General features: G+C 61.1%; 21 protein-coding genes. 10 read left to right on the top strand and 11 right to left on the bottom strand.

The window, feature by feature from the left end; translation table 11 throughout:
- Positions 1–38 precede the first annotated feature (38 nt).
- The 3 genes from ACNA1V_RS10855 to ACNA1V_RS10845 all read left to right on the top strand — a co-directional run bounded on the left by ACNA1V_RS10855 (position 39) and on the right by ACNA1V_RS10845 (position 3,453).
- Entirely contained in the window at positions 39–1,412 is a 1,374-nt protein-coding gene (locus ACNA1V_RS10855; RefSeq protein ID WP_415833638.1) for an LLM class flavin-dependent oxidoreductase, read from the top strand.
- 68 nt (positions 1,413–1,480) lie between these two features.
- A complete protein-coding gene (locus tag ACNA1V_RS10850) occupies positions 1,481–2,797 on the top strand; it encodes an acyl-CoA dehydrogenase family protein (RefSeq protein WP_415833637.1) in 1,317 nt (438 codons plus the stop codon).
- Positions 2,798–2,979: 182 nt separating this feature from the next.
- Positions 2,980–3,453, top strand: coding sequence for an NUDIX hydrolase (locus ACNA1V_RS10845; RefSeq protein ID WP_415833636.1), 474 nt, complete (start codon positions 2,980–2,982; stop codon positions 3,451–3,453).
- 63 nt (positions 3,454–3,516) lie between these two features.
- Here ACNA1V_RS10845 and ACNA1V_RS10840 read toward each other — a convergent pair whose 3' ends face one another.
- Entirely contained in the window at positions 3,517–4,296 is a 780-nt protein-coding gene (locus ACNA1V_RS10840) for an AraC family transcriptional regulator (protein WP_415833635.1), read from the bottom strand.
- 7 nt (positions 4,297–4,303) lie between these two features.
- On the opposite strand from ACNA1V_RS10840, the gene ACNA1V_RS10835 reads away from it, so the two are divergent.
- Positions 4,304–4,789, top strand: a complete 486-nt coding sequence (locus ACNA1V_RS10835; protein ID WP_415833634.1) for a nuclear transport factor 2 family protein — start codon at positions 4,304–4,306, stop codon at positions 4,787–4,789.
- Between the two features lie 124 nt (positions 4,790–4,913).
- Here the strand turns inward: ACNA1V_RS10835 and ACNA1V_RS10830 are convergent, their stop codons facing one another.
- Genes ACNA1V_RS10830 through ACNA1V_RS10820 form a run of 3 tightly spaced genes read right to left on the bottom strand, consistent with a single transcriptional unit; the run spans position 4,914 to position 7,890 of the window.
- Positions 4,914–5,342 carry a tripartite tricarboxylate transporter TctB family protein gene (locus tag ACNA1V_RS10830; protein ID WP_415833633.1) on the bottom strand — a complete coding sequence of 143 codons (429 nt, stop codon included), beginning with the start codon at positions 5,340–5,342 and terminating at the stop codon, positions 4,914–4,916.
- Positions 5,343–5,402: 60 nt separating this feature from the next.
- Complete coding sequence (locus ACNA1V_RS10825) at positions 5,403–6,374, bottom strand: Bug family tripartite tricarboxylate transporter substrate binding protein (protein WP_415833632.1); 972 nt, start codon at positions 6,372–6,374, stop codon at positions 5,403–5,405.
- A gap of 19 nt (positions 6,375–6,393) precedes the next feature.
- Positions 6,394–7,890 carry a tripartite tricarboxylate transporter permease gene (locus ACNA1V_RS10820; RefSeq protein ID WP_415833631.1) on the bottom strand — a complete coding sequence of 499 codons (1,497 nt, stop codon included), beginning with the start codon at positions 7,888–7,890 and terminating at the stop codon, positions 6,394–6,396.
- A 265-nt stretch (positions 7,891–8,155) separates the two neighbouring features.
- On the opposite strand from ACNA1V_RS10820, the gene ACNA1V_RS10815 reads away from it, so the two are divergent.
- Together ACNA1V_RS10815 and ACNA1V_RS10810 are read left to right on the top strand one after the other, a co-directional pair.
- On the top strand, positions 8,156–9,388 hold the full coding sequence (locus ACNA1V_RS10815; protein WP_415833630.1) for a LysR family transcriptional regulator: 1,233 nt from the start codon (positions 8,156–8,158) through the stop codon (positions 9,386–9,388).
- 187 nt (positions 9,389–9,575) lie between these two features.
- Positions 9,576–10,466, top strand: coding sequence for an NAD(P)-dependent oxidoreductase (locus ACNA1V_RS10810; RefSeq protein ID WP_415833629.1), 891 nt, complete (start codon positions 9,576–9,578; stop codon positions 10,464–10,466).
- Between the two features lie 124 nt (positions 10,467–10,590).
- Here ACNA1V_RS10810 and ACNA1V_RS10805 read toward each other — a convergent pair whose 3' ends face one another.
- The 4 genes from ACNA1V_RS10805 to ACNA1V_RS10790 all read right to left on the bottom strand — a co-directional run bounded on the left by ACNA1V_RS10805 (position 10,591) and on the right by ACNA1V_RS10790 (position 15,645).
- A complete protein-coding gene (locus ACNA1V_RS10805) occupies positions 10,591–12,306 on the bottom strand; it encodes a DUF4153 domain-containing protein (RefSeq protein WP_415833628.1) in 1,716 nt (571 codons plus the stop codon).
- Positions 12,307–12,461: 155 nt separating this feature from the next.
- Positions 12,462–13,697 (bottom strand): GGDEF domain-containing protein, encoded by a 1,236-nt coding sequence (locus tag ACNA1V_RS10800; protein WP_415833627.1) that lies wholly within the window; start codon positions 13,695–13,697, stop codon positions 12,462–12,464.
- A gap of 397 nt (positions 13,698–14,094) precedes the next feature.
- The gene (gstA, locus tag ACNA1V_RS10795) at positions 14,095–14,700 is read right to left on the bottom strand and encodes a glutathione transferase GstA (protein ID WP_415833626.1); all 606 of its coding nucleotides are present in this window, start codon (positions 14,698–14,700) and stop codon (positions 14,095–14,097) included.
- 174 nt (positions 14,701–14,874) lie between these two features.
- Positions 14,875–15,645 carry an SDR family NAD(P)-dependent oxidoreductase gene (locus ACNA1V_RS10790; protein WP_415833625.1) on the bottom strand — a complete coding sequence of 257 codons (771 nt, stop codon included), beginning with the start codon at positions 15,643–15,645 and terminating at the stop codon, positions 14,875–14,877.
- A 253-nt stretch (positions 15,646–15,898) separates the two neighbouring features.
- Between ACNA1V_RS10790 and ACNA1V_RS10785 the strand changes: the two genes are divergently transcribed.
- Positions 15,899–16,984, top strand: a complete 1,086-nt coding sequence (locus ACNA1V_RS10785) for a hypothetical protein (RefSeq protein WP_415833624.1) — start codon at positions 15,899–15,901, stop codon at positions 16,982–16,984.
- Here ACNA1V_RS10785 and ACNA1V_RS10780 read toward each other — a convergent pair.
- From ACNA1V_RS10780 to xerD, 3 genes are all read right to left on the bottom strand, one after another.
- Positions 16,928–18,667 (bottom strand): Eco57I restriction-modification methylase domain-containing protein, encoded by a 1,740-nt coding sequence (locus tag ACNA1V_RS10780; RefSeq protein WP_415833623.1) that lies wholly within the window; start codon positions 18,665–18,667, stop codon positions 16,928–16,930. The two genes, ACNA1V_RS10785 and ACNA1V_RS10780, sit on opposite strands and share 57 nt — an antisense overlap.
- 312 nt (positions 18,668–18,979) lie before the next feature.
- Positions 18,980–19,477 (bottom strand): aminoacyl-tRNA deacylase, encoded by a 498-nt coding sequence (locus ACNA1V_RS10775; RefSeq protein WP_415833622.1) that lies wholly within the window; start codon positions 19,475–19,477, stop codon positions 18,980–18,982.
- A 3-nt stretch (positions 19,478–19,480) separates the two neighbouring features.
- Positions 19,481–20,395 (bottom strand): site-specific tyrosine recombinase XerD, encoded by a 915-nt coding sequence (gene xerD / locus ACNA1V_RS10770; protein ID WP_415833621.1) that lies wholly within the window; start codon positions 20,393–20,395, stop codon positions 19,481–19,483.
- A 342-nt stretch (positions 20,396–20,737) separates the two neighbouring features.
- Here xerD and ACNA1V_RS10765 point away from each other — a divergent pair, with 342 nt between their 5' ends.
- The 3 genes from ACNA1V_RS10765 to ACNA1V_RS10755 all read left to right on the top strand — a co-directional run bounded on the left by ACNA1V_RS10765 (position 20,738) and on the right by ACNA1V_RS10755 (position 24,892).
- Positions 20,738–21,562, top strand: a complete 825-nt coding sequence (locus tag ACNA1V_RS10765) for a hypothetical protein (RefSeq protein WP_415833620.1) — start codon at positions 20,738–20,740, stop codon at positions 21,560–21,562.
- 1 nt (position 21,563) lies between these two features.
- Positions 21,564–22,247 (top strand): hypothetical protein, encoded by a 684-nt coding sequence (locus ACNA1V_RS10760; RefSeq protein ID WP_415833619.1) that lies wholly within the window; start codon positions 21,564–21,566, stop codon positions 22,245–22,247.
- A gap of 428 nt (positions 22,248–22,675) precedes the next feature.
- Positions 22,676–24,892, top strand: coding sequence for a TonB-dependent hemoglobin/transferrin/lactoferrin family receptor (locus ACNA1V_RS10755; RefSeq protein WP_415833618.1), 2,217 nt, complete (start codon positions 22,676–22,678; stop codon positions 24,890–24,892).
- The last annotated feature ends 30 nt before the right edge of the window (positions 24,893–24,922 follow it).

Raw genomic sequence — 24,922 nt, 5'->3', positions numbered from 1 at the left:
GCCCCTTTCCGCCCCCCTCTGTCCGTCCTAGGAACCACATGTCTCACGCACCTCGTCAAATCCGCCTGGGCGCATTCCTGATGCAGACCGGCCACCACATTGCCGGCTGGCGCCACCCGGCTGCCCAGGCAGACGCCGGCAGCAACTTCCAGCACTATGTCGCCCTGGCACAGCAGGCGGAAGCAGCCCATTTCGACACCCTGTTTCTGTCTGATTCATCCGGCATACGCGGCACGGACCAGGCCTCCCTGGCGCGCACCGCCCGCAGCGATTTCTTCGAACCCGTCACCTTGCTGTCCGCACTGGCCGCCGTCACGCAGAAAATCGGCCTGATCGCCACCGTGTCCACCTCTTTTCACGAACCCTATAACGTCGCACGCAAATTCGCCTCGCTGGATCATATTTCCGGCGGACGCGCCGGCTGGAATCTGGTCACTTCCAGCGGCCGCACGGAAGCGCAGAACTTCAACAGAGATGAGCTGGAAGCCCATGCGCTGCGCTATGAACGCGCCACGGAATTCCATGATGCAGTACTGCGTCTATGGGACAGCTGGGAAGACGATGCCTTTACGCGTGACAAGGCCAGCGGCATCTATCTGGATACCGCCAAATTGCACCTGCCGGACTATCGCGGCAAGCACTTCCGCATTCGGGGCCCGCTCAATCTGGCGCGCTCTCCCCAGGGCCGCCCGGTCGTGGTGCAAGCGGGCGCATCCGAAGCCGGCCGTGCGCTGGCGGCGCGCACCGCGGAAGTCATTTTTGTCGCGCACCAGACACTGGAAGAAGCCCAGGCTTTCTATGCGGACATCAAAAACCGCTTGCCCGCGTATGGCCGCCAGGCGGATGAGGTCAAAATCATGCCCGGCATTTTCCCGGTCATTGGCGCAAGCCTGGCGGAAGCGGAGGAAAAGTTCGAGCAACTGCAGGAACTGGTCGATCCCGCCGTCGGCATTGCCTTGCTCTCGAATACGCTGGGTAACGTCGATCTGTCCGGTCTGAGCCCGGATGACCCGGTTCCCGCCCTGCCGGAAACCAACGGCCCCAGAAGCCGTCAGCAATTATTGCTGGATCTGGCCCGCCGCGATGGCCTGAATGTACGCCAACTGTATCTGCGCATCGCCGGCGCGCGTGGCCACCAGCAAATCGTGGGTACCCCCGGCCAGGTGACCGACTTTCTGCAGCATTGGTTCGAGTCCGATGCCGCCGATGGCTTCAACATCATGGCGCCATGGCTGCCCGGTGGCCTGAGCGACTTCATCACCCATGTCATCCCGGAGCTCCAGCGTCGCAAACTGTTCCGTACTGCCTACGAAGGCAACACACTGCGCGAACACCTGGGGCTCAAGCGCCCGGCCCATCCTGCCACACGGACGGCAACGTCATCCGCTCTTCACCAGGCCGCTGAAGCGTGATGGTGCCAGCAGCCGGATCTTCGCGCTGCATCCGTCCATCTTCCCTTCTTCCCCTATCCGAGACCGCCATGTCCGATCTTCTGGAACATCCCGCCCCCGCTGCTGCCGCATCGTCCGCGCCACCTGCCGCCAACCCCGCCCTGCCACCGTCTTACACTGCGTGGGGAACCCCGCCCAGTGAGCGCTATGAAGCGCTGGCGCAAGCCTGGCGGCCTGTATTTGCCCGCATTCGGGCCAGCGCCGTCGAACGCGATGTGCAACACCGCCTGCCTCACGAAGAAATCAGCTGGCTGCGCGCCGCAGGATTCACGCGCTTGCGGCTGCCTGCCGCCCAAGGCGGCGCGGCCGCTTCACTGCCTGAGCTGTTCGGCCTGCTGGTGGAACTGGGAGCAGCTGACACCAACGTCGTCAACGCATTACGCGCCCACCTGGGGTTCACCGAGGAAGTGTTGAGCGCCGCCCCCTCTGACTGGCGGGATTTCTGGCTGGAAAGACTGGCCCAGGGAGACCTGATCGGTGCCGGGCTTTCCGAAGCCGGCCCAGCACCAGTCGGCAGTTTTGCCACACGCCTGAGCACTCATGCCAACGAGCTGCGCCTGAATGGGCGCAAGTTCTACACCACGGGCTCGCTATTCGCAGACTGGATCTCCGTCGCCGCCCAGGATGATGCAGGCAACACGCATTACCTGCAGGTGGATCGCCATGCGCCTGGCGTGGAGGTCATAGATGACTGGGATGGGTTCGGCCAGGCACTGACGGCCAGCGGAACGGCAATTTTCAATCAGGTTGCCGTCGAGCGCATCTGGATCAAACCCGAAGCTACCCGCTTTCCTTACGCCGTCCCGTTCTATCAACTGGTACACCTGGCATCGCTGGCCGGCATCGGACGCGCGCTGGCCGGCGATGTCGCCCTGCGTTTGCGCCAGCGCGACAGGATCTACAGCCACGGCAATAGTGCAAGCGCCGCCCAGGATCCGCAGCTCCTGCAAGTGGTCGGACGCACCCATGCCGCCGCCTACACCGCAGGCGCACTGACCCTGCATGCCGCGCAGGCCATACAACGCAGCCACGATGCCCACCTGCAGCGGACGGATGGCAGTGACGCGCATGAGCAGGCGGCCGCCCTCGCCCATGTGGAAGTAGATCAGGCCGTGTCTGTCCTGACCCGGCTGGTGCTGGAAGCCAGCACGGAATTGTTTGATGCGCTGGGCGCCTCCGCCACGCTGCGTCAGGCCGGCCTGGATCGCTACTGGCGCAATGCGCGCACCATTTCATCCCACAATCCACGCGTGTACCGGGAGCGCCAGGTCGGCGATTTCGCCGTGAACGGCACCCCTCCACCCACCTATTACCGGGTCGGAAAAAATACGGCTGACGCGCACTGATCATTCTGTGTAGATCGCCATCCATGGCCCTCACGCTCGTGGTCTAGCTGACTGAAAATAAGCGGCGCAGCCGCCAGGCCACCCAAGCCCCCATAGCAGGGCGCGCCATCCCACCCTTTCAGGGGGAATATGCTCATGCAGGCTAGAATAGGCCGACACCCATTTCTTGTTTGCTGCCCAGTATGACCACCGCACAGCGGCCGGATATTGCCTCCGGCCCCCTTTCCATCCCTGCCTCGCCCCCCGCCATCGCCCTGCCCACCGCTGCCCTGGTCGTCGTGCAGGCGCCGCGCCTGCTACTGGCCTTCAGCAACAACAAACAAGCCTGGTACCTGCCCGGCGGCAAAATAGATGCGGGAGAAAATGCGCAGCAGGCGCTGCTGCGCGAAATCGAGGAAGAACTCTCCCTGAAACTGGATACGCGACGCTTGCAGTTCCTCTGCCATGTCTCCGCGCCAGCCTACGGAGAAGCTGCAAATGTCGTGATGGAGCAAGATTGCTTTTTGTACGATGCCCAGGACGATCAGTTCAATGCCAGCCAGGAAATCGGAGACGCGCGTTATTTCTCCTATCCCGAGTACCGTCAGCAACCCATCCAGGTGCCGGGTGTCCTGAAGATGTTCGCCATCCTGCGTGAGCGGGGCTTGCTGACCTGACGGCCGGCCGCCCGCCCAGCGCCTGAGTGCCCTACCTGCGGCAGCAGGCCGCAGCAGGCTGCATCAGGCCGTCAGTGCCGGGTAGCGTCCTGGCGTTACGCCGAAGACCCTGCGGAACACGGCAATGAACGCGCTCACGTTGTCATAGCCCAAGTCCAAGGCAATCGCCGTCACCGGCTTGCCTGACGCCAGCAACTCCAGCGCCTTGAGCAAACGCACACGCTGGCGCCACTCCGTGAAAGAAAATCCCGTCTCGGCAATGAAGCGGCGGGTCAGCGTCCGGGGCGCGATGCCCGCCCATCGGGCCCACTCATCCAGCCGCCGTCCATCATCCGGCCGCGCTGACAAGGCTTGGGCGATCTTCAGCAGTCGCGCATCGCCTGGCATGGGCAGGCCCAGGGCCGCCGGCAAGGCTGAACGGATCTCGTCAAGGATGACGCCCGCCAGCCGAGTCTGCGACGCGTCCAGCACGTTTCCCGTCCACATGGCAGCCCTCGCCACTGCTTCGCGCAACAAACCCGACACAGCCAGTACATAGGGTTCCTCGGGCAGATCCACACAGGCAGATGCCGCAACATAGACGCTCCACCCGACAAACGGCCCGTGCGAGTGCAGTCCATGCGGCACATCTGGAGGTATCCAGACAGCATGTGTGGCGGGCACGACCCAGCGGCTGATTCCAGCATCCACCGATAGCAAACCCTGGGCTGCCCCCAGCAATTGGCCGCGTGCATGCTGATGGCGGCGCGTTACCCGCTCGGTGCGAGACTGCTTGGTCACTGCCTGAAGCAGCGGGCCCTCAGTGGCGGCGGCCTGCGCCAAGGGAATCATCGGATCGGACATATTTGGCGTGAAATACGTATTCAATGACTTTTATACCGTACATGCGCCATTCTGGCTTGCCTATAGTGATGACATCCATTCGCCACCAGGACCCAACATTATGCAAACCACCGATATCCATTCCGCTTTGGATGACATCCTGAACCAGCAGCAAATTCCCTTGGAAGACGTGCTGGACCGTCATTTCAGCATTGATTACCGTCAGCGCACCAACGGGACATGGGATGACCGTGCCGCCTTCGCGCATCATGCGACAAAGCTGCGCGCAGTCGTGGCATCGGCCCGTATTGAGGTACTGGACGAACTGCGCGATGGTAAGCGCTATGCGGATCGCCATCGTGTGCATATCATCAAGCGCGACGGTTCCACCGTTGTGCAGGAGGTATATCTCTTCGCGGAAATGAATGCCGACGGCCGCTTCGCTCGCATCGAGGAAACCACGCTAATGCTTGAAGGTGCGGATGCCGACCGCGACATGGGCAGCATGAAATGAGCGCAAACGGCAGATAGTTGCCTCACAGGCCATGCCGCATAGCGCGGGAACCCTCGCCCCGGCCAGTACCTGCCCCGCCAGTACTGGCCGTCTGCACATGAACCCTGACAGGCCCGAGGATGGCTCAGGGTAACGGTACGCCCAGCAGCTCACCAAAGCCGAAGTGCGTCAGCAGCCCGAAAAACACACCAGTGGCCAGCGCCGAGCCCCAGCGGCCACCACGCTCCAGCAACAATACTGTCGCTGCCGCCCCCAAGCCCGAGGCCACCGGCAAGCCCAGCCACTGTACCAGCATGATGGTGACCACAAACAGCAGCAACAGCGCCAGGCTTTTCAGGCTGACCCGTTCTCCGCCCGGATCCTGCTTGCGTATCACCATCAGGAGATAGAGCAGCGCCAGCACAGCGCTGCACAAGGCGACACCTTTAGGCAGAAACGCAGCCCCGACATCTCCCATGCTGCGAATATCCGGCATCCCCAGCGCCACGCTGTAAATCATCAGGCTGAACGCAAGGAGTAACACCCCCATCACGATTTTCTGGACAAATAACATCGTATTCTCCATCGCAGCAGCACCAGCGGGCCAAGCAGACGGCCCGCTGATTGGGCTGCTTTATTTGATCAGGCCAATAGACTTCAGGAATTCGCGTTGTCCAGCAATCTGCGCGCTGACCATCTCCGTAAAGCCTTGCTCCGCAAGATTGATGTTCTCCTGTTTTTCACGCTCCTGAAAAGCCAGCCAGTCCGGGCTGGCTTCTACTCTGTCCACTGCGGCCTGAATCGTTTCCACGATGTTCTCCGGCGTGCCATTCTTGATGGCAAGCCCGCGCCAAATGGAATCGACGATATCGAAGCCCTGCTCCTTGAACGTGGGAACCTCAGGAAAAAAGGCTGAACGCTCTTCGGTGGTCACGCCCAACAGACGGATGTCGCCATTGAGCACCTGGTCGAGCCCGCTGGATGGCGTCATGACAGCAACGTCGATATGCCCCCCCAGCAAGGCGAGCGGTATCTTGCCCGACGCATCATGCGGAATCCAGCCACTCTTGAAGCCTCCCTGCTGCATCAGCTGGAACAAGACGTACTGATGGAACCCCGCAGGCGCATGACCTCCCACCTTCAAACCGTTGGGATGTTCCTTCATGTAATCAACGAAATCCTGCACCGTTTGCAAGGGACTGTCCTTGCGCACGGCCAGCGACGATGGCTCAGCCTGCATGGCACGCACCAGGCGCATCGAATCCAGCGGGAAGGGAATCAGGCCTTGCGCTATGCCAAAAGTCAGCGTGCCTGTCAGCACCAGGATGTTATAGCCATCAGCCGGTTGGGCCATGATGGCCGACACACCGACAGCGCCGGAGCCACCGGGACGATTCTGCACATTGACAGTCCAGCCCATCTCGCGCGAAAGCAACTCCGCCAGCTTGCGGCCGTAGGTGTCCAGCGAACCGCCAGCCCCGGACCAGACAATCAGGTTGATGGGTTTGGAAGGATATTCCGCCGCCAACACATTGGAAACGGTCAGCACCAGCGGTGCGGCAGCCAGGCTCTTGAGCAGGGTACGACGAGTGAATGTATTTTTCATGGAATGTCTCCTTCCAGTGTTATGACTGCGCGGCATCAGTGTGTTTGCGTCGGCGCATATGGCGCCACAAGGGCAATGCGATGCTCAGCACGCTCAGGGCAAGGAATACGGCACTGACCGGCTCGTTGATGAAAATGTCATAGGAACCTTGCGAGCTCACCAGGGCCGTCCGGAAGTTGGACTCGACCATATAGCCCAGTACCATCGCCAGCACGACAGGCGCCACTGGAAATGACAGCTTTTTCATCAGATAACCCAAAGCGCCAAAACCCAAGGTCAGCCAGATGTCGAATTGCAGATTGCGCAACGCGTACGCGCCCAGGATGGCAAAGACAATGATGCCAGCTGCCAGCACAGCGTCAGACAGGTTCACGACCCGCGCCAGCCAGGGCAAGGCCAGCGAACCGACGATGAACATCACGACACTGGACAACAACAGGCCCAGCAATACGCTGTAAACCAGAACCGGCTGCTCATTGAACAGCTGCGGGCCGGGCCGCAAACCATGCATTACCAGCGCCCCCACGATCACGGCGGTCGTCGGCGAACCCGGCACGCCCAGCGACAGCAAAGGCACCATGGCACCCCCGACGGTCGCGTTATTGGACGATTCCGGTGCGGCCACGCCACGCCCTTCGCCCTCACCAAACTTCAAGTCCGGGTTGCGGCGTACCGCCACATCCCGCGCGACCCAACAGGCAATATTGCCGCCAACGCCCGGCAAAATGCCCAGCAAGGTACCGATCACCGAACCTTGCAGCATCGTGCCTATCAGATGTTTCCAGTCGGACAGGCTCAGCATGACGCTCTTGACCGCACCGCGCCCCACCTTTTTGCGCTCGCGCATGGCGTTTTCGGCCAGCAGCAGCGCTTCCGATACCGCAAACAGGCCTATCAAGGCCGCCAGCATCGGCACCCCCTCGAACAGCGCCACTTCACCCATGGTGAACCGCGGAAAACCACTGATGGGGTCAATACCGACAAATGCCAGCATGAGGCCCAGTGCTGCACCCAGCAGCCCCTTGATGAGCGAGCCACCAGACAAAGCTGCCACCGAAGTCAGGCCAAACAGGCCGACGGCAAAATAGCTGGCCGGACCGAACTGCAGCGCCAGCGTGGACAAGGGCGCAGCCAGAAACAACAGCGCCAAACCACCCACCAGCCCCCCCACGGTCGAGGCCGACAGTGAAATCGCCAGCGCCCGGTTGGCTTCGCCTTTCTGCGTCATGGCAAAGCCGTCGATGGTCGTGGCTGCCGCAGCAGCCGTCCCCGGCGTTGACAACAGGATTGCACTGACCGAACCGCCGTACTCTGCTGCCATGTACAGGGAAATCAGCAGCAACATCGAGATTTCCGGGGACATGTTGTAAGTGAATGGAATCAGCAGACTGATACCGATGGACGGCCCCAAGCCGGGTAATGCACCGACGACGATGCCTATCGCCGTACCCGCCACCAGCGCTGCCAGGCCCGCCAGCGAAAAAATAACGCCCAGGGCGTCAGCGATGAATGACATGGCTATTCCTCCCCGGAACGATCAGGACCGGTGAACCCAAGCACCGCCGAACCGTGATAAGAATTTGATGATGACATCTTTGCTCCTCCGCAATGAACCCATCTTTTTTATTTGTTTGATGCCTGGCGACACCTGGCCTCATTCACCAGATAGCGATAGCTAATGCTTGAAAAAAAGCACTTTTATGGCGACTGATTGTGGCACATAGTCTGCCAAAAGCCGTTTGAGGAGATAATAGGAACATCGCACATGGACATAAGATTTAATGAAAACAGATGAAAAAACACCGAACCTTAGACATCTGCGGATGTTTATGTCCACCTGTGAACTGGGCAGCATCAATGCCGCGGCGGGCGCCATGCATGTCGCCCAGCCCGCCATTACGCAAGCCATCGCCAAACTGGAAATCCATTTCGGTGCGGCGCTGCTGTCACGGCATCGGGAAGGCAGTTTGCCCACGCCGGCCGGGCAAATTCTGCATAGCCGCTGTGAACGCTTCTTCCGTCAGATTCATGCGGCAATCATGCAGGCACCTGAACGTGCCGCTGCCCCTGGCGCACAGCTGGCAGCAACACTGGCAGGCCGCCTGACAGTCAGCCAGATTGCCGCCTTGATCGGCGTTGCCAATCACGGTTCGCTCTGGCTCGCCGCCCACCACGAAGGGGTGTCAGTCTCCGCCATGCACCGGGCGGCAAAGGAAATCGAAAACAATCTGGGCTATGCCGTGTTCTCCAAGGCGCGCAACCGGCTCAACGTCAACCACAGCGGCGCCGAGCTGGCGCGCCGACTGCAGATCGCTTTGCGTGAAATTGCCATCGCAGAAGAAGAAATCCGCAGTCTTTCCGGGCAGCCCGACGGCAAGATACTGATCGGCACACTGCCCATGATTCGCAGTTCGCTGCTGGGCCTGGCCATCAACCGTACGCTTATTCAAGCGCCAGGCTTGCGCTTCGAAGTGCAGGAAGGCGTTTACGCCACCATGCTCAAAGCCCTGCGCAATGGTGAAATCGACTTACTGATCGGCGCCTTGCGACGCCCCTCGCCCGCCAACGATGTCCATGAGCGCCTGCTGTTTACCGACCCCTATGCCATCATTGCCCGAAAAGGCCACCCGCTGGATGGCCACGCAGCCCAGGCTGCCGAACTACTGCAATACGAATGGGTAGTGCAGAAACCAGGCACACCCGTACGGGCAGCGCTTGAATCCATCTTCATTGGCACCAATCTGGCGCCGCGTGTCGCGGTCGAGACGTCTTCCCTGTCGCTCACCCGATCCATTCTGCTGGACAGCGATCGCCTGGCGATCCTGTCACGCCGGCAGATCACCATCGAAGAGCGCGCAGGCTTGCTGACCGCCCTGCCAATTTCCATCGCTTCCACGGGAAGACGTATCGGACTGAGTACCCGCCAGGACTGGCACCCCTCCAACAGCCATTTGATTTTCCTGGAAAACTTCTACTCCGTCCTGATTGAAAACGTGGGGCCACTGGAAGAATGAAAAAATCAACTTCCCCTATTACTTATATCAAGTGACAAACTTCCGATAAGACGCCCCGGCCGTCCACGCTCCTAAAATCCACTCACCCCCCGCTCATACCGAAGCGCCGTGCGCTCCCGCCTGCCGGGCTGCGGGGAGGACAACGCACCATGCATCACTGCACCCAAGGTTGTTTGAGAGGAAAGACATGAAAATTGCGTTTATCGGATTCGGCGAAGCAGCACGCGCCTTCACGGATAGCCTGGCCAGCGCGCCGGCCGTCAGCATCATCGCCGCTTACGATGTCCGCCAGGACGATGCCATGCGCCAAGCGGCGCTGAGCCGTGGGCTACGTTTCGAAAACACGGTCGCCGCTGCCATTGCCGGCGCCGACTGGATCATCAGCGCCGTGACGGCCGACCAAAGTCTGAATGCAGCGCAGAGCGCGCTGAACAGCCTGGAACCCGGCCAGCTGTTTATCGACATCAACTCCGTCTCTCCCGGCCGAAAACAGCAATCGGCAAAACTGGTCGCTAAACACCAGGGGCAATACCTGGATATGGCGGTCATGGCTCCGGTACTCCCCAGGGGGCACGCCACACCCGTGCTGGTGGCTGGCGCACAGGCCTGCGCCCTGACACCGACGCTGGAAAACCTGGGTTTCCGATTCGAGCGGGTCGGTGACGAACCGGGTACCGCCACCGCCATCAAAATGGTACGTTCCATGTTTGTCAAAGGCCTGGAAGCCTTGACCGTGGAAACCCTGCTGGCGGCTGCGGCCACCGGGTGCCTGGATCGCGTCCTCAGCTCCCTCGCAGAGACCTTCCCGGGCCTGGGCTGGCCGGACAGTGCGCGCTATATGTTTGAACGCACGCTACATCACGGTACGCGTCGTGCTGCGGAAATGCGGGAAGTGGCGGCCACCTATAACGAACTGGGTTTCGTGGGCGCCCTGGCTGACAAGATCGCTGATGTGCAGGAAAAGATGGGGGCAACGCCGCTCATCGACCTGCCGGCAGGAGAGCTGGATCAAGCGGTACGGGAAGTTGCCAGCATGCGTCTGCAAGCAGCCGGCAAGTCCTTGCCCGGCCAGCGTTGAGCCGCGGGACCACACCGCAGCCTTCGCCACACCTCGCACAAACACTGCGGCAACATAGCCTTGAACGGAGGGGTGGCCCTGGCTTCTCCTGGGCGGCCAGGGGCCCCGCTCCCCCACCGCCGATTCAGCGTTGCGGCATGACGCTGATATACCCTTCACCTATCTGCAGCGCCTTGATCGGGGGTGTGATGAGTTGCACGCCCGTGGCATGCAACTCATCAATCATTGCCGCCATATCGTCCTGCTTCATGCTGTACAACCATTCCCGCTCGCGCTGCCAGGCGCCATCTTCGCCGGAGCGGGAGAACACACTGATGCCCTGCGGGCTGCCTACCGCCAGCACAATGGCCTGATCTTCTTGCCGCGCAGGATCCAAGGCCGCGAAAACCACCAGACACCCCGGATGCCCCGCAGGCGTCAAGGTCTTGCAAGAGCGCAACACATACGCCGCGTCCCAACCCGGATAGTTCTGCGCCAGCCCCGCCAGCAAGGGATGCTCAGCCGGCAGGCTGGGCAACTGCTCCTGCAGACGCCGGGCAATTTCCTCCTCGCTGAGTTCCTCGTCCTCTGTTGCATCTTCGTCCACGAAACGCTTGCCTTCCAAAGGACCGCCCGGCGCGCTCAGGCGTTCCAACGCTTGCTGGCCGGGTTTGCCCCAGGCGGATTGCATCTGCCCCAGAGGCAGGTCTTCAGGAGCCAGCCGGCCAGCTTCGACACGGGACACCTGCGACCATACCGACAGGCTTTCCGGCGACAACAGCCGCGTCAGCCACAATACGGCAAGCGCCACCATGGCCAGAGCCATGACAATATTGGCCTGGCGCACCCGCGCCATCCAGGCCTGGTCACGGCAAACCGCCCAAAGATAGCCAAACGCATAGCCCGCCGCCACCAGGATGGCCGTCAGGCCGCAAACGCGTTGCGGCGTCAAACCATGCTGGGCAATGCGCAAGTACATGGCCCACAATGCCACCGATGCAAAGATGGGCATGACCACGCCCAAACCACGCGCGGCGTAACGCAGCAAGGGTGAGGGACTGGCGTTTTCATCATCTTCGGCAATCACCGCCGACACCAGTGTCGCAGCGCCAAAGACGGCGCATACACATAGCGCAGCCAATGAGAGGCCCACCGTGCCGCGAAACGGCAAGGCGACAATGAACACCACCATGACCACCAGCAGCAACGGCGTCAGCAAACGCAATAAACGCAGCAGCAATACCGGCGATACATAACTGCCCAATTCGGACGAGACAGCCAGCCCCAGGCCGATCAAGACGCCAGTCACCAAGGCGGCTACCGGTGCCTGCGTCAGTACTTGGCCAAGAACATCAATCCCGACAAAGCCCAGCAACGCGCTGCTGGCCATGAGAACCAGCCAGGCAATTCCCGCGAAGACCGCTGCCGCCGCCCAGGCGCACAGGATATCCCAGCTATGCACAAACAACAGCCGATAATTGCGCCAACCGCCAGGCTGCGCCAACCCGGCCGCCAGAAAAGGCACGGCAATCACGGGCAACAGTCCCAACCCTGCCCACATTTGCGGCGCAGCGGCAAAAGCACGGACATCCTGGTAGTCCCCCATGCCGATAGCCGCCAGGCCGCCACAAATCACGGCCAGCCCCCCGGCTGCCGGCAACGCCCGGCGCAACGGCAGCCTGGGCAACAATGAGAGACCGGCAAGGCTCAGCGTCGCAGCGGCCACCAGCGCCAGCACCCAAAAAGGCTGCGTCTCGGACGCCTCCAGCCGCATGCTCAGCCACCAACAGAGCAGGCCTGACAATGCCCCGGTGGAACCCAACAGAAGGCGTCTTTGATAAACAGGATTTTTCGTAGTCATCTTACAGCTGCATGAACATCATCGGGAAAACCGGCATGCTCATATGCGTATGCATGCCGTGACGACGGCAGTATGCCACTTCGATTTCTCCCGTTCCGCACGCTGCCGGGACGATGTCGTAACACAGCGGAAAAGATTGCGAGCAAATGCAGCGCTCAGGCTTTGCCTTCCACGGCCGATCCGGCAGCCGGCGAACGGGCATCAGCCCCTACGGTTGTCGCTTTGTCCACCCGCCAGTCCGGCGGGGCTTCGACAATGCAATCACGCCCCCGGGACTTGGCCACATACAGCGTTTCATCCACCCGGGCCATCAAATCCGCCAGGGATTCGCCCGGTTTGTAGATGCCGACGCCAGCGCTGAAGGTGTAGGGCAACTCCTCGCCATCGACCATGCAGGGCACCGTCTGAATCAGACGCTGCATGCGTTCGAGCATTTTCACCCCTTCCAGCTGCGTTGTTTCCGGGCAAATGACGATGAACTCCTCGCCGCCCAGGCGTCCGAAAATATCGCTGGCCCTGAGACTGCCGCCGACCAACCCGCCAAAATGCTTGAGCACACGATCACCTGCCGCATGGCCACGGCTATCGTTGATGGCCTTGAAGCGGTCCAGATCAATCATTGCCAGGGACAAGGGGCGGCCGGTGCGTACTGCAATGCGCAGGGCTCGCTCAGCCTGAACAAGGCAGGAACGGCGCATCTGCGCGCCTGTCAGTTCATCGACGCTGGCCAGATGCTCCAGGCGCCGGACCAGGCGGTCATGTACCAGCATGACCATGCCGGCAGCCAGGCACGGCAGCGCCACCACCCCCAACCCAAGGAACAAGGTCGTGGCGGCAGAACTTTCCAGTAAATGCGTCTGATGCAGCATACCCAGGCCATAAGCCAGGCCGCGTGCCGCATGCGTCAACCCGCCGATGCATGTCGCCACGCAGACAAAGCTGTAAGCGTAGGAGAAATGCCCTTCGGGCCGGATGCGGTAACAGACCCACGCCACAGAAAAATAGATATAGGAGTGGAATGCGGAAACCAGAACCACACGTGCATTCAGATTATCGCTAGGGTATGTCCAGTACCACATGCCCACCAGCACCAGCAGCCACGCGATATATTCCGCCTGCCGTCCCGGCTTGATGCCGGCGAACTTCCGGCAACCCTGCAAAATGATCAAGAGCCCCAGCATCAGCAACTGATTCGAGGCCACGACCGATATGGCCCTGGGCCACCCATATGCCTGTGTGCAAACCAGGAGCAGGGAAACGATGGAAAGGGAACAGCCTACAACCCAATCGCGCACCCCTGCCACCCTGGCGCTCAGCATGGAGCCCAGCACGCCCAGGCTCAACAGGGCCGAGATAATGGTGACGATCAAAATGCTGACGGGATCTGGCATGAGGCAGGCAAGATAAGCAGAGCACGCGCCGGCCTAACGGCCTTCACGTGCCAAATCATCACAAATTTCGGGTCATTCTAACCTTGCAGGACGCTTATCGACAGATTTCAAGTTCTTGCGTGTTGACAAAAATCAGCCGGCAGCTAACCATTGATCGTGGGCCAGACCGGGTAGCCACCTTATCGGCCATGCCAAACACCGGTGTAACGCATGGCAATGAACCGATGATGCGGTCAGCGCCAACGCTGCTGGCACGGCATGCTCCGGGCCGCCCACCTTGCCCTTGTCTTTGCCTTTGCCTGACAGGCCGCCTGACCCGCAGAACGCGGGCGGCGGCGATGCATGGTGACACGGCCAGACCGGCCAATGACGCATCCTGGCATCCGCCTGCCCGGAATCAGGCCAGGCCCTCTTCCTTCAGACTCAATTGCACTGCCGGCCGGGCAGCAATCGTTGCTTGCCAGCGCTGGACATGCGCAAACGCCGACAGATCAAATTTGACGATGCGTGCCCAGCTCAACACGACCCAGGCGTAAGCGTCGGCAATCGTATAGGTCTCACCTGCGATATACGCCTGTTTCGCCAACAGGTTGTCAACGAAACCGATACGTTTTTTCAGGAGTTCGCGGCTGGCCTCCTTGGTCTCTTCCGGCGTTCCGGGCCGGAAGAACGCGGCAAATGCCTTGTGCAGTTCCGTTCCGGCAAAAGACAAAGCTTCCAGCACACGATAATGCGCCAACTGGCCAACCGGCGGCAGCAACCCTGCTTCCGGCTTCTGGTCAGCCAGATATTGAACCAGCGCCGCCACTTCCGTCAGCACCTGGCCATCATCCAGCACCAACGCCGGGACATAGCCATTGGGATTAATGGCCAGGAAGTCTTCGCCATGCTCGGTCTGCTTGGTGGACATGCTGACCCGGATCAGATCCAGCTTGATGCCAAGCTCATTGGCGACGATGTGGGGTGCCAGCGCGCAGGCGCCGGGCATATAGTAGAGTTTCATGCCGTCTATCTCCAGTTGGCAGGAAGGACATGCCGCCGCCTAGCAGCGGCCAGCAAATCATCATAACGACCGGCACCGACTTGCGCCAGCGCATGAAAGCCCCTGCAATGCCTGCCCGAGCGCGGCAAGTGCGCACGGACAGGCTCAATCTGGAGAGATTCGCCCTGCTGCGCTTCACGCCGGGTCGCGATCCACCGCGAAGGGTGCCCAGGCCTGACGGCTGGGCATGATTTCCAGGCGATTGATATTGATGTGCGGCGGCAGCGTCGCAATGTAGAAAATCTGCTCGGCGATATCCTCCGCCGACAACGGATGCGTCCCTCGATACAGTTTTTCCGATGCGCCCTGGTCTCCCCGGGTGCGCACCAGCGTGAACTCCGTTTCCGCCATGCCCGGCGCCAGGTCGGTCACACGTACTCCCGTGGAAATCAGGTCACAGCGCAAATTGTAGGAAAACTGTTTGACGAATGCCTTGGACGCCCCATAGACATGGCTGCCAGGGTACGGCCATTCGCCCGCCACCGACCCCAGATTGACGATGCTTGCCCCGGCGCCGGTTTCCAGCAGTTGCGGCAACAAGGCATGCGTCACATTGACCAGACCCTTGACGTTGGTATCAATCATGGTGTGCCAGTCTTCCAGCGCCACCTTCTGGGCAGGCTCCGGCGCCAGGGCCAGGCCGGCATTGTTGACCAGCGTGGTAATCGGACGAAATTCCGCTGGAACAGCGGCGACCATTGCGCTGACTGCCTCGGCATCGCGGACATCGAGGGCTGCGATATGCACCGGCACCTTGTCTTGCAGTTCCTGCTTGAGCGCCTCCAGGCGCTCGTAGCGCCGCCCGGACAATACCAGAGCCCAACCGGCATCGGCGAAGCGGCGTGCCGTGGCACGGCCGAAACCCGAGGTTGCGCCGGTAATGAAAACTACTTTTTTCTTGCTCATGTCGATATCCCGATGAATCAAATGAATAACCCCGGCCCCGAACCGAGCGCCGAAAGCGGAACGCTGAACGTTGAACGCCCAAACGCTGGACCTGACCGGCACGCGCACGTGGTCAATCGCCTAGATTATCGCTTTCCGTTCCAGCGGCACAAGCATGAGCATATGATTCAACAGCACTGTCCTACAATGCCGGCTCCGGGGCCTGCACCTGCGTCCCCCCCGTCCGTCCCGCTGCTTCATGAGCGTTTCATCCATGTCAGTTACCGCCGCCACCCGCCCAGCCATTCCTTATGTCGCAAACATACGCGCCGCCGGTCTGAGCATCTACGACCCTATCGCCATCGGCGACCCGGCGCTCTGGATTCCCACCCCCGACCTTGAGATTTTGCTGGATGATGCGTTGCGCGGCATGTCGCTGGCGGGCTTGCCGCTGCGCACCCGCTCCAAGGTTGCCAAGCAATATGTCTGCCAGGCCCTGGGCTACCCTTTGCCCCCCTCATTCCGCAAGGTGCAGCCGCGTTTCCCAGGACAATGGTTCGATACCTATGTGCAAAAAGCCAATAACCTGCAGGTCTGGAACGAAGAGCTTTCCCCCTCGCGCCGCTACGTGCTGATCCGCGTCAACGGTGCCGATTGCATCAGCCAGGTACGCGTGGTGACGGGCGACACGCTGGCGCAACTGGACACCACGGGCACCTTGACCCAGAAATACCAGGCGCGCTGTCTGGTCGGCGAGAACACGGCCGAACTGGTCTCACTGCGGGACACGGCCGCCATCGCCCCCCTGACCCGGCCCGGCCTGCTGCTTTCCTCGGTTACGCCGGTCTCCTACCCAAGCGCCGGCGCCCTGTTGCCCATCGCCGAGGTGTTCCAGCGGCTCGCGCCGCTGGTCGGCAACAGCTTCCCCGACCTGGGCGCCGACCAGGAACGCAACCGTGGCGCCGGCCTGCATGAACTTGTCTGCCGCCAGCTCGGTTATCAGCATTACCAGGATGACGGCCAGTTTCCCGATGTGCGGCAGCAACTGCTGGAAGTCAAGCTGCAGACCAGCCCGACGATAGACCTGGGCCTGGCCTTGCCCTCCGGGCCGGACCTGCTGGATGTTCCGCAGCTCGACGGCCACCAGCCACGCCATTGTGATGTCCGCTACGCCGTGTTCTATGCCCGTACCGATGGGCGCACGGTGACATTGACGCACCTGATTGTCAGCACCGGCGCAGACTTCTTCACCCGCTTTACGCAGTTCCAGGGCAAAGGTCTGAACAAGAAGCTGCAGATTCCCTTACCGGCCGGTTTTTTTAGGGCCGACACCGAACACGCGCCAGACCTGCTGGTCTAGATCGTGCGCCAGCGCGTCGGCCTCGGGAGTGCCCGCCAGTTCATGGATGCGCCTGGCCGCCGCTGCGATTTCCCGGCTCAGGGGCAACGCCGGGTCTGGCAGAGGAAACCGCTCGACATACTGGGTAATGAAACGGCGACGGCCGGCGTACAGTTTGTTCTGGAAGTTTTCATCGTAGAAACGCTCGATGAATGAGGAATTGGCGACGGCCGCCGCCAGCCACAACAAATCTTCCGCTTCCGGGGTTTCCGCCGCCAGCCAGTAGCAATCGCCATTGACCACGCTGCCCTCCAGGTCAACCCAGAAAGTCGGTGCCTCGGCAATATCGCGGAACACCAGCTTGGGCAAGGCCCAGCGCGCCGGATCCTGCGGCACCCAGATTTCGTACCAATGGCGCCCCCCTTCCATCACGTAGCTGCGTGCCGTCAGCGTCTCACGATGCTGCTCGAGGTAGGCCGCGCTGCGGGGAAACTGCGCCAGATCCAGCGCAATGCGCCGGCCTTCGCGCGAACCGTGGGGATAAAGGATCTGCCGCTGCCGCGCCGGCGCTTCGGCGCGGAACCGCCGGGCGATATGGTGCGTCGTCAGCGGCCGCAGCAATTCGGGCAGGCCGCCAGGCGCTGCCTGCTGCCAGTCCTGACGAATGAAGACTTTGTCGGCACAGGTCTTGACCCCCACCCGGATCTTGCCCAGATTGCCAAAATGCTTCCAGGTATGGGCCGCGACCGTACGCAGCCAATCATCCCCCGCACCGGTCGCGATGCGCCAGTTATCCTGAGGACGGATACCGGCATCCAGCTTGCCATGGGTGACGCGCAGCTGGCGGCCATCCGGCAACTGCGCCAGCCCCGGACGCAGCAATGCTGCAATCGCATCGGGCACGCGCCGGCTTTTTTCATCCACGTCTGCGCTTGCCTCATAGGCCGATACAAAACCGGCCGTCGCCGCTCCAGCGTCCGGCGCCCCCCGTTCCAGCAAAAGTACCGCGGGCAGCACCGCGGTATCGAACAAGCGGGTATCACCCAGATCCCAGACATGGCGGATACGGAAATGACGCCGCAACATGGCCCTTACCACGGCGCCCGAACGCGTGCTCATGAAGCGGTTGGAAACGATCAGGCCAGCCAGGCCCCCTACGTGCAGCACCCGCGCAATGCCCGCCACAAAGGCATGGTACATATCGACCCGGCCCTTGAGCCCGAACTGATTGGCAAGCCAGCGCGCCTGGACAGCTCCGAGCACCTGAGTACGGATATAGGGCGGATTGGCGATCACCAGATCAAAGTAGGCGCTCCCATGCTCTGCCTGATCGTCCGGCTGAGCCAAGGCATAATCCAGGAAGCTGCCATGAACCATATGCAGCGTGGCCTGCGGGAATGCGGTTTCCAGGCGCTGCCGGGTCACGGCCAAGGCCGCAGCATCGGTTTCAAAAGCATGCACATCTATATCAGTGATGGCACGCCGCTGCAGTTCCGCCAGCAGGCTGAGCAGCAGTTCGCCCTCCCCCACGCCGGGGTCGAGCACGCGCAGGCGCCTGCCCTGCGGCAATTGCGCCAGGACTTCCACCATGCGTGCGGCGACGAAATCCGAGAGCACGCCCGGCGTATAGGTTGCGCCGCCGGCTTTCTCTCCGGAAACCCGCTGATAGCGGCCGCTGGGTGCGGCATCGCCGGAAACTGCCATAAATTCTTCCGTCTTGCCTGTTGCTGACGCCTGGCGGCAAGCCCCTGCAAGGAGCCTGTGCCGGCAAGGCTTGATGATTCGCTGGGGCTGCGCCAGCTGCCTCAAGAGAGGCGTGGGCCGCTGCTGGCCGTACCTGCCTCGGGTTCGCCAGACGACCATTGCCTTTGCAGCCGGGCACCCAATCCGCCAGGCAAGCCGCAGGGCGAGGACGCTACTTTACCAGACTGGCCGGACTCCCGGCGGCCATATCGCGGGACAACATCACCAAACGCCGGCACCACTGCGCCAGCCGCCGGAACCGGCCTGTCCCCCCTAGCTTTCGTCGTGGCTCAGAGCGGCATCCACCGGTTTGGCATCCAGCACCGCCACCAGTACCCTGGGGTCGATTTCCAGCAGATAGCCGCGCCGCCCGCCATTGATCAGAATGCGAGGCAACGCCAGAATGCTCTGCTGCACCCAGATAGGCATGCGTTTGCGGGTACCGAATGGCGACGTTCCCCCGACGAAGTAACCTGAATGGCGCTGCGCCACTTCAGGCGTGCACGGGGCGGTCTTGCGCGCTCCGATCTGGCGCGCCAGGTTCTTCGCCGACACCTCGCAATCGCCATGCATCAGCACGATCAGGGGTTGGGCCTTCTCATCCTCGAACACCAGCGTCTTGATCACGGCATGCGGATCCATGCCCAGCTGCCGCGACGCTTCGGCCGTGCCACCGTGTTCGACATAATCATAGACACGCTCCTCGAAGGCAACGCCATGGCGCTTGAGGAACTGTGTCGCGGGCGTTTCCGATACGTGGCGGGACTTCACTGGCTAACCTCTGGGGTGATGTTGTGCGTGCAGCGTTTTCAGGCGCTCACGGGCAACGTGAGTATAAATCTGCGTGGTGGAAATATCGGCATGTCCCAGCAGCATCTGCACCACCCGCAGATCCGCACCATGGTTGAGCAGGTGCGTGGCGAAAGCGTGGCGCAATACGTGCGGTGAGAGCGGCGCATGGATGTCAGCCAGCAAAGCGTACTTGCGCACCAGCTGCCAGAACGCCTGGCGTGTCATGCCTGCGCCCAGACGGGTCACGAACAAGGCATCCGTGACCTTGCCCGCCAGGATCACACTGCGGGCCTGATCCAGGTAATCCTGCAGCCAATCGGCTGCGATCCCGCCCAGCGGAACCAACCGGGCCTTATCCCCCTTGCCATGGCGCACCCGCACCACCCCTTCATTCAGGCTGACATCCAGCACCGTCAACGACACCAGCTCCGACACCCGCAGGCCGGTGGCATACAGGGTTTCCAGCATGGCGCGGTCGCGCAAACCCGCTGGCTGGCGCAAATCCGGCGCCGCCAGCAACGATTCCACCTGGCCTTCGGACAAAGTCTTGGGAAAGCGCTCGGCCTGGCGTGCGCTGGGAATATTCAGACAGGGATCGGCATGGACATGCCCCTGCCGCAAGGCCCAGGCATAAAAGCGCCGCAACGTTGCCAGACGGCGGTTCGCCGTACTGGGGCGGGTATCGGCATGGCTGGCAGCAAACCAGGCCGACACATCGGCAGCGCTGGCGTCGGCCAGCGCCTTGGCCCGGGCTTCCTGCACCCACGCCGACCAAGCACGCAAATCGCGCCGGTAAGCGGCCAGCGTATTGGCAGCCAGCCCGTCTTCCAGCCACAGGGCATCAATGAAATGGTCTATCAGCGGCGTCTCGCCTGCTGCCTGCCCGCCTGGAGCCATCGTGTCTAAGGCCTCCGGCCCTGCTAAAAAATCAAAGCGCCTGATTCTGGATCAATGACCATGAACCGTCAAGAACGGCGGCGCAGCCTTGGACTGACTCACCTGCTTATCATACGCGGCAACGGCCAACGACACCGCAACGCTGATGCCCTGGATGATGCCTGCTGACATCTCCGCATACCGATTGAATGAACTGCTTACCTGAAATGCCCGCTGGCAGGCTGCCGCATGGCGTCGGCCAAGAACTGCATACGATAGAATCCGCAAGTATCCACTCAGGCAGAAACTACCGGGGAAGCCGTGGCGCAGTGCTCTCGAACCGATTGTATTTCCTGGCCTGCCATGCTGGTAGGACTTAGCCTGGCCTTGGCGGTGACGCTGGCGCCCAGGGCCGCTGGCGCGCAAACGGCCGCCCCGGCCCAATCCATGGCCGACAGCCATGGCAGCGAAACAATCGGTGCATTCCAACTGGACAAGCGCCAAGGGTCGCAGCTGCACACCATCAGCTATCGCGGCCAGCCCTATCGCCCCCTGAACGCCTTCGAATTCGTCCATGTCAGGGCCTTGGGCCCGACGATAGGCGGGCAACCCGTATTACTGGCGGCATCGAGCGACTTCATGGGTGTCGGCACGATCCTGATTTCGGTGCAGAACGATACGCCGCTGGCGCGGGTTCTCAGCCCGGTCGTCAACATGCGGGATCCAGACCTGGGCCTGGCACAACCGGGCCGCCAGGATCTGCTGCTGTTCACTGCAGGTTCGCGCGCGCTGGTCACTTCTACCGGGCAAGTGCTGTGGTTCGAAGACCGCCTGCCCGGACAGCAGGCAATCCCGGTCTCGCATCTGGTTTCGGTCTCCCCGGACAACCTCAGCGCCGCCCTGCTGCTGGACAACGAAATTCGGCTCAGCGCCGCTGGCTCCGGGGTCTATGCCCGCTTGCCGTTCACCCGAAACATGCAAAACAAGGTCTTCCAGCCGATCTGGAACGAAACCTATGCGATCGCCAGGCAACAACGAGAAGCCGGCAAAACAATCGACCAGCGTCGCCTGTACGAGAACATGAAAGTCGAATGGATCAATCGGAACTTCCGTTGGCAGAAATCAAAAGATGGCTGGCAGTTCCATGGGCAAGACCTGGTTCCCATCCCGGTCCAGCAGGAGCAGTGACATGAACCCGATGTCCTTCCTGGCACACCGCGCAGGCCTCGTACCACTGGCCTTGTCGGCACTGCTGCTGGCGGGCTGCGCCAGCCACGGCCCCAACCGCCTGGATGACATCCGCAGCGAAGAAGCCAACCCCGCCGAAGCCGTGATGACGCTGGAAGTGACGTTTGCCCGCGCACCGGACTATGCGCCGCAATCCAGGCAAGGCCTGGCGCCCAACCAACACCTGGCGATCTCGGGCTACCCGAATATCGAGATTCCTTTCTATCAGAAGGGCATCGGTTTCGACCTGGGCGTGCTGGGCGACCCACGCGCGTTGCTGGCACTGCCCTACCCCTCGCCAAAAACAGATTCAGCCACGGCCATGCTGAAAATATTCGGTGAGCGCCTGGACGAGAAACGCTACCGCTTCCTGGTGTTGCCACGGCCCGGATGGCGCAGCCTGGACAGTTTCCAGATCGCCTTCTCCATCAACGGCCGCAACGAGGCCATGACGTTTTCCTACAGTGACAAAGCGGTCTGCGAAAGCCGTTTCGACGTCACCACTCCCACCTACGGCTTTGAGATGTCGGTGGCGGCACAGTTTGCCGAAAACAAACCGGGTTGCCTGAAAGCCTGCGACGCCCGCCCGGGGTTTCCCGGCCAATGCGCGTTCTTCGGCGGTTTCACGACCGTACCGGGCCTCTAGCCCGCCGGGCCGCGGGGCGCAGGCGAGCCCCCATACCCGCAGGCAATGGCAGCTCGCCAGCATGCCGAAACGCCCTCAACGTATCTCGATACGGCAGGCCCGCGCTCGTTCCGCCAGCCCGCCAAACATGACGAAAAAATACAACAACCTACAGTCATGAAACATGTATTTTCTATGGACTTAAATAGAAAACATCTAGGAAAACTAAGGTTTTAGAGATTTTTCGGGACTTATCCCCATAAAAATAAAGACTTTCCAACATAGACATAAGAATTCTAATCATTTAAGTTCTCTGGCTTCGGTGGCAAACGCAGTCATTGCCGCCTATCCATCATCCATTTCCGAATCATCCGCATTGCGTTGCCCGACGCGCCGCCCTCTTCAGCTTCGCGCATCGGGTTTCGCTTGCAAGCTCCGTGGATTTACAGATGCGCACGCTTCGTCCAACGCTACTGAGTAGCTTGATCGCAACGGCCCTGACCGGCTCCAATCTCGCCATGGCGGCGGAGAGCACGGTTTCAGACGACGCAAACGCCAGTCAAGTTGATACCGTTCAGGAAAGCACGGTCAGGCTTCTCACCCCCACCGTTATTACGGCTACCCGCTTCGAACAAGACGCTGCCGGCATTCCCCCTTCGGCAACGACCACTTCGCGCGAAACCCTGGACGAGCGTTTCATCCACAATTTTCAGGATCTCGGCCAGCGCGCCGAACCTGGCATCGAAGCCGGCCGCAGCCTGCGCAACGGCAACACGCAAATCAACATCCGAGGCCTGCAAGGCGCCCGCGTCCTGACGCTTGTGGATGGCATCCGCCTGCCTGATGTCTTTGAATTCAGTGGCCGGGACAGCATCGGCCAGGACATGGTGGATTTCACTTCGCTGAAATCAGTGGATATCGTGCGCGGCCCCGGTTCGACCCTGTATGGTTCCTCCGCCCTGGCTGGCATCGTCGGCCTGCGCACCCTGGATCCGTCCGATGTCATCCGTCCGGGTGACAGCTTCGGCGCCCGCGGCGTGGTGGACTATCGCAGTGACGATGGCAGCCGCGGCTTGAACGTCGCGCTGGCAGGTCTTTTCGACAATGCCAATACCGCATGGCTGCTGCAGGCTGGCGGCCGGAAAGGCCATGAATACGAAAACCAGGGCAAGGATGATTCCACCGGCGCATCACGAACCAAGCCCAATCCCCAGAAGAACAGCCGCAGCAATGTGCTGGGCAAACTGCAGCATGACTTCGAAGGGGGCCACAAGCTCGGGTTGACTGGCGAATATCGCAAGACCAACTACCATTCGGACCGACTGAATGCGCTGGGCTCCGTCATGGGCACCCCCACGCAAATACTGTCCAGTCACACGGATGACAGCGAAAAACGCTATCGCCTGTCGATGGAGTACGACTACAAGGCACCGGATCAGGACAAGATGATCGACCTGGCCTCTGCCCGCGTTTATTACTCGCGCCTGGATAGTGACCAGTTTGACCATCAGGTGCGCAGCAATGCCCCCCGATACGAACGCAATGGCCAATACCGCCAATCCCTGTACGGCTTGTCAGCATTGGCTTCCAAGCAATTGACGGGCACTGTCAGCAACCGCATCAGCGCGGGCGGTGAGTGGTGGCAATCGCGTACCGAGGAATTCGCTGCGGGCTACCCCGCCAGCAGCACGATCAATCTGCGTACCGTCCCCAAGACCAAGATCACGCAGTTTGGCCTCTTCGTTGAGGACGAGATCGGATTCCTGCAAGACCAGTTCTCGCTCACTCCCGGTATCCGCTACGACCATTACGAGCAGAATCCCTTGAAGGACAAGATCCTTGAGCAACAACAGGGCGATTCCGTCAAACAAAAGGATTCCCGTTTCTCGCCCAAGTTGCTGGCTACCTGGTACGCGAACGACAACGTCACCCTCTTCGCGCAATATGCTCAGGGCTTCCGTGCACCCAACCTGGTCGAAGTCAACGGCCAGTTCAGCAATACGAGCAGCCCGTACTATGGCTATACCTTGCACCCCAACCCTGACCTGAAACCGGAAACCAGCTCGGGATATGAAGTCGGGGCGCGCTGGAACAGCAGCCAGGCCAACGCCAGCCTGACATTCTTCGACACCCGCTACAAGAACTTCATCAATATGGAAGGTTGGGCGGACAGCAGCAATCCTGCTTTCACCCACTACCAATTCCAGAACGTGAACCGCGTGCGGATCTATGGCGCCGAAGCACAGGGGCAATGGCAATTCGCCCGCAACTGGGACGTCTGGGGCTCGCTGGTCTGGTCGCACGGCCGCAACCGTGAAGACAATTCGTACCTGAACTCCATTTCGCCGCTGAAAGCGGTGCTGGGCCTGCGTTACAACCAGGAAAACTGGGGTGCTGAAAGCATTCTCACACTGGCTCACAAGCGCGACAAGGTGAAGGACGACACCACGTTCCAGGCACCCGGCTATGGCACCCTGGATCTGATTGGCTGGGTCACGCCGCCGGAAGCCAAAGGCCTGAGATTGCAGGCTGGCGTGTTCAACCTCTTCGATAAGACATACTGGCGCAGCATCAACGTCCAGGATATCAGCAGCACCAGCGCCGGCCTGGATATGTACACCGAAGCCGGTCGTAACTTCCAGCTGTCCTTGAGCTACAGCTACTAAGCAGCCCTCACGCAAGCCCAAGACCGGAAA

This window comes from Kerstersia similis (assembly GCF_965139615.1).
Classification (GTDB): domain Bacteria; phylum Pseudomonadota; class Gammaproteobacteria; order Burkholderiales; family Burkholderiaceae_B; genus Kerstersia; species Kerstersia similis.
The sequence above is the reverse complement of the archived record's forward strand: the minus strand, read 5'-3'. Positions and strand labels throughout refer to the sequence as shown.

Coding starts and splice junctions, on each gene's coding strand:
- ACNA1V_RS10855 (WP_415833638.1), top strand. CDS start 39: ATGTCTCACGCACCTCGTCAAATCCGCCTGGGCGCATTCCTGATGCAG.
- ACNA1V_RS10850 (WP_415833637.1), top strand. CDS start 1,481: ATGTCCGATCTTCTGGAACATCCCGCCCCCGCTGCTGCCGCATCGTCC.
- ACNA1V_RS10845 (WP_415833636.1), top strand. CDS start 2,980: ATGACCACCGCACAGCGGCCGGATATTGCCTCCGGCCCCCTTTCCATC.
- ACNA1V_RS10840 (WP_415833635.1), bottom strand. CDS start 4,296: ATGTCCGATCCGATGATTCCCTTGGCGCAGGCCGCCGCCACTGAGGGC.
- ACNA1V_RS10830 (WP_415833633.1), bottom strand. CDS start 5,342: ATGTTATTTGTCCAGAAAATCGTGATGGGGGTGTTACTCCTTGCGTTC.
- ACNA1V_RS10825 (WP_415833632.1), bottom strand. CDS start 6,374: ATGAAAAATACATTCACTCGTCGTACCCTGCTCAAGAGCCTGGCTGCC.
- ACNA1V_RS10820 (WP_415833631.1), bottom strand. CDS start 7,890: ATGTCATTCATCGCTGACGCCCTGGGCGTTATTTTTTCGCTGGCGGGC.
- ACNA1V_RS10815 (WP_415833630.1), top strand. CDS start 8,156: ATGAAAACAGATGAAAAAACACCGAACCTTAGACATCTGCGGATGTTT.
- ACNA1V_RS10810 (WP_415833629.1), top strand. CDS start 9,576: ATGAAAATTGCGTTTATCGGATTCGGCGAAGCAGCACGCGCCTTCACG.
- ACNA1V_RS10805 (WP_415833628.1), bottom strand. CDS start 12,306: ATGACTACGAAAAATCCTGTTTATCAAAGACGCCTTCTGTTGGGTTCC.
- ACNA1V_RS10800 (WP_415833627.1), bottom strand. CDS start 13,697: ATGCCAGATCCCGTCAGCATTTTGATCGTCACCATTATCTCGGCCCTG.
- gstA (WP_415833626.1), bottom strand. CDS start 14,700: ATGAAACTCTACTATATGCCCGGCGCCTGCGCGCTGGCACCCCACATC.
- ACNA1V_RS10790 (WP_415833625.1), bottom strand. CDS start 15,645: ATGAGCAAGAAAAAAGTAGTTTTCATTACCGGCGCAACCTCGGGTTTC.
- ACNA1V_RS10785 (WP_415833624.1), top strand. CDS start 15,899: ATGTCAGTTACCGCCGCCACCCGCCCAGCCATTCCTTATGTCGCAAAC.
- ACNA1V_RS10780 (WP_415833623.1), bottom strand. CDS start 18,667: ATGGCAGTTTCCGGCGATGCCGCACCCAGCGGCCGCTATCAGCGGGTT.
- xerD (WP_415833621.1), bottom strand. CDS start 20,395: ATGGCTCCAGGCGGGCAGGCAGCAGGCGAGACGCCGCTGATAGACCAT.
- ACNA1V_RS10765 (WP_415833620.1), top strand. CDS start 20,738: ATGCTGGTAGGACTTAGCCTGGCCTTGGCGGTGACGCTGGCGCCCAGG.
- ACNA1V_RS10760 (WP_415833619.1), top strand. CDS start 21,564: ATGAACCCGATGTCCTTCCTGGCACACCGCGCAGGCCTCGTACCACTG.
- ACNA1V_RS10755 (WP_415833618.1), top strand. CDS start 22,676: ATGCGCACGCTTCGTCCAACGCTACTGAGTAGCTTGATCGCAACGGCC.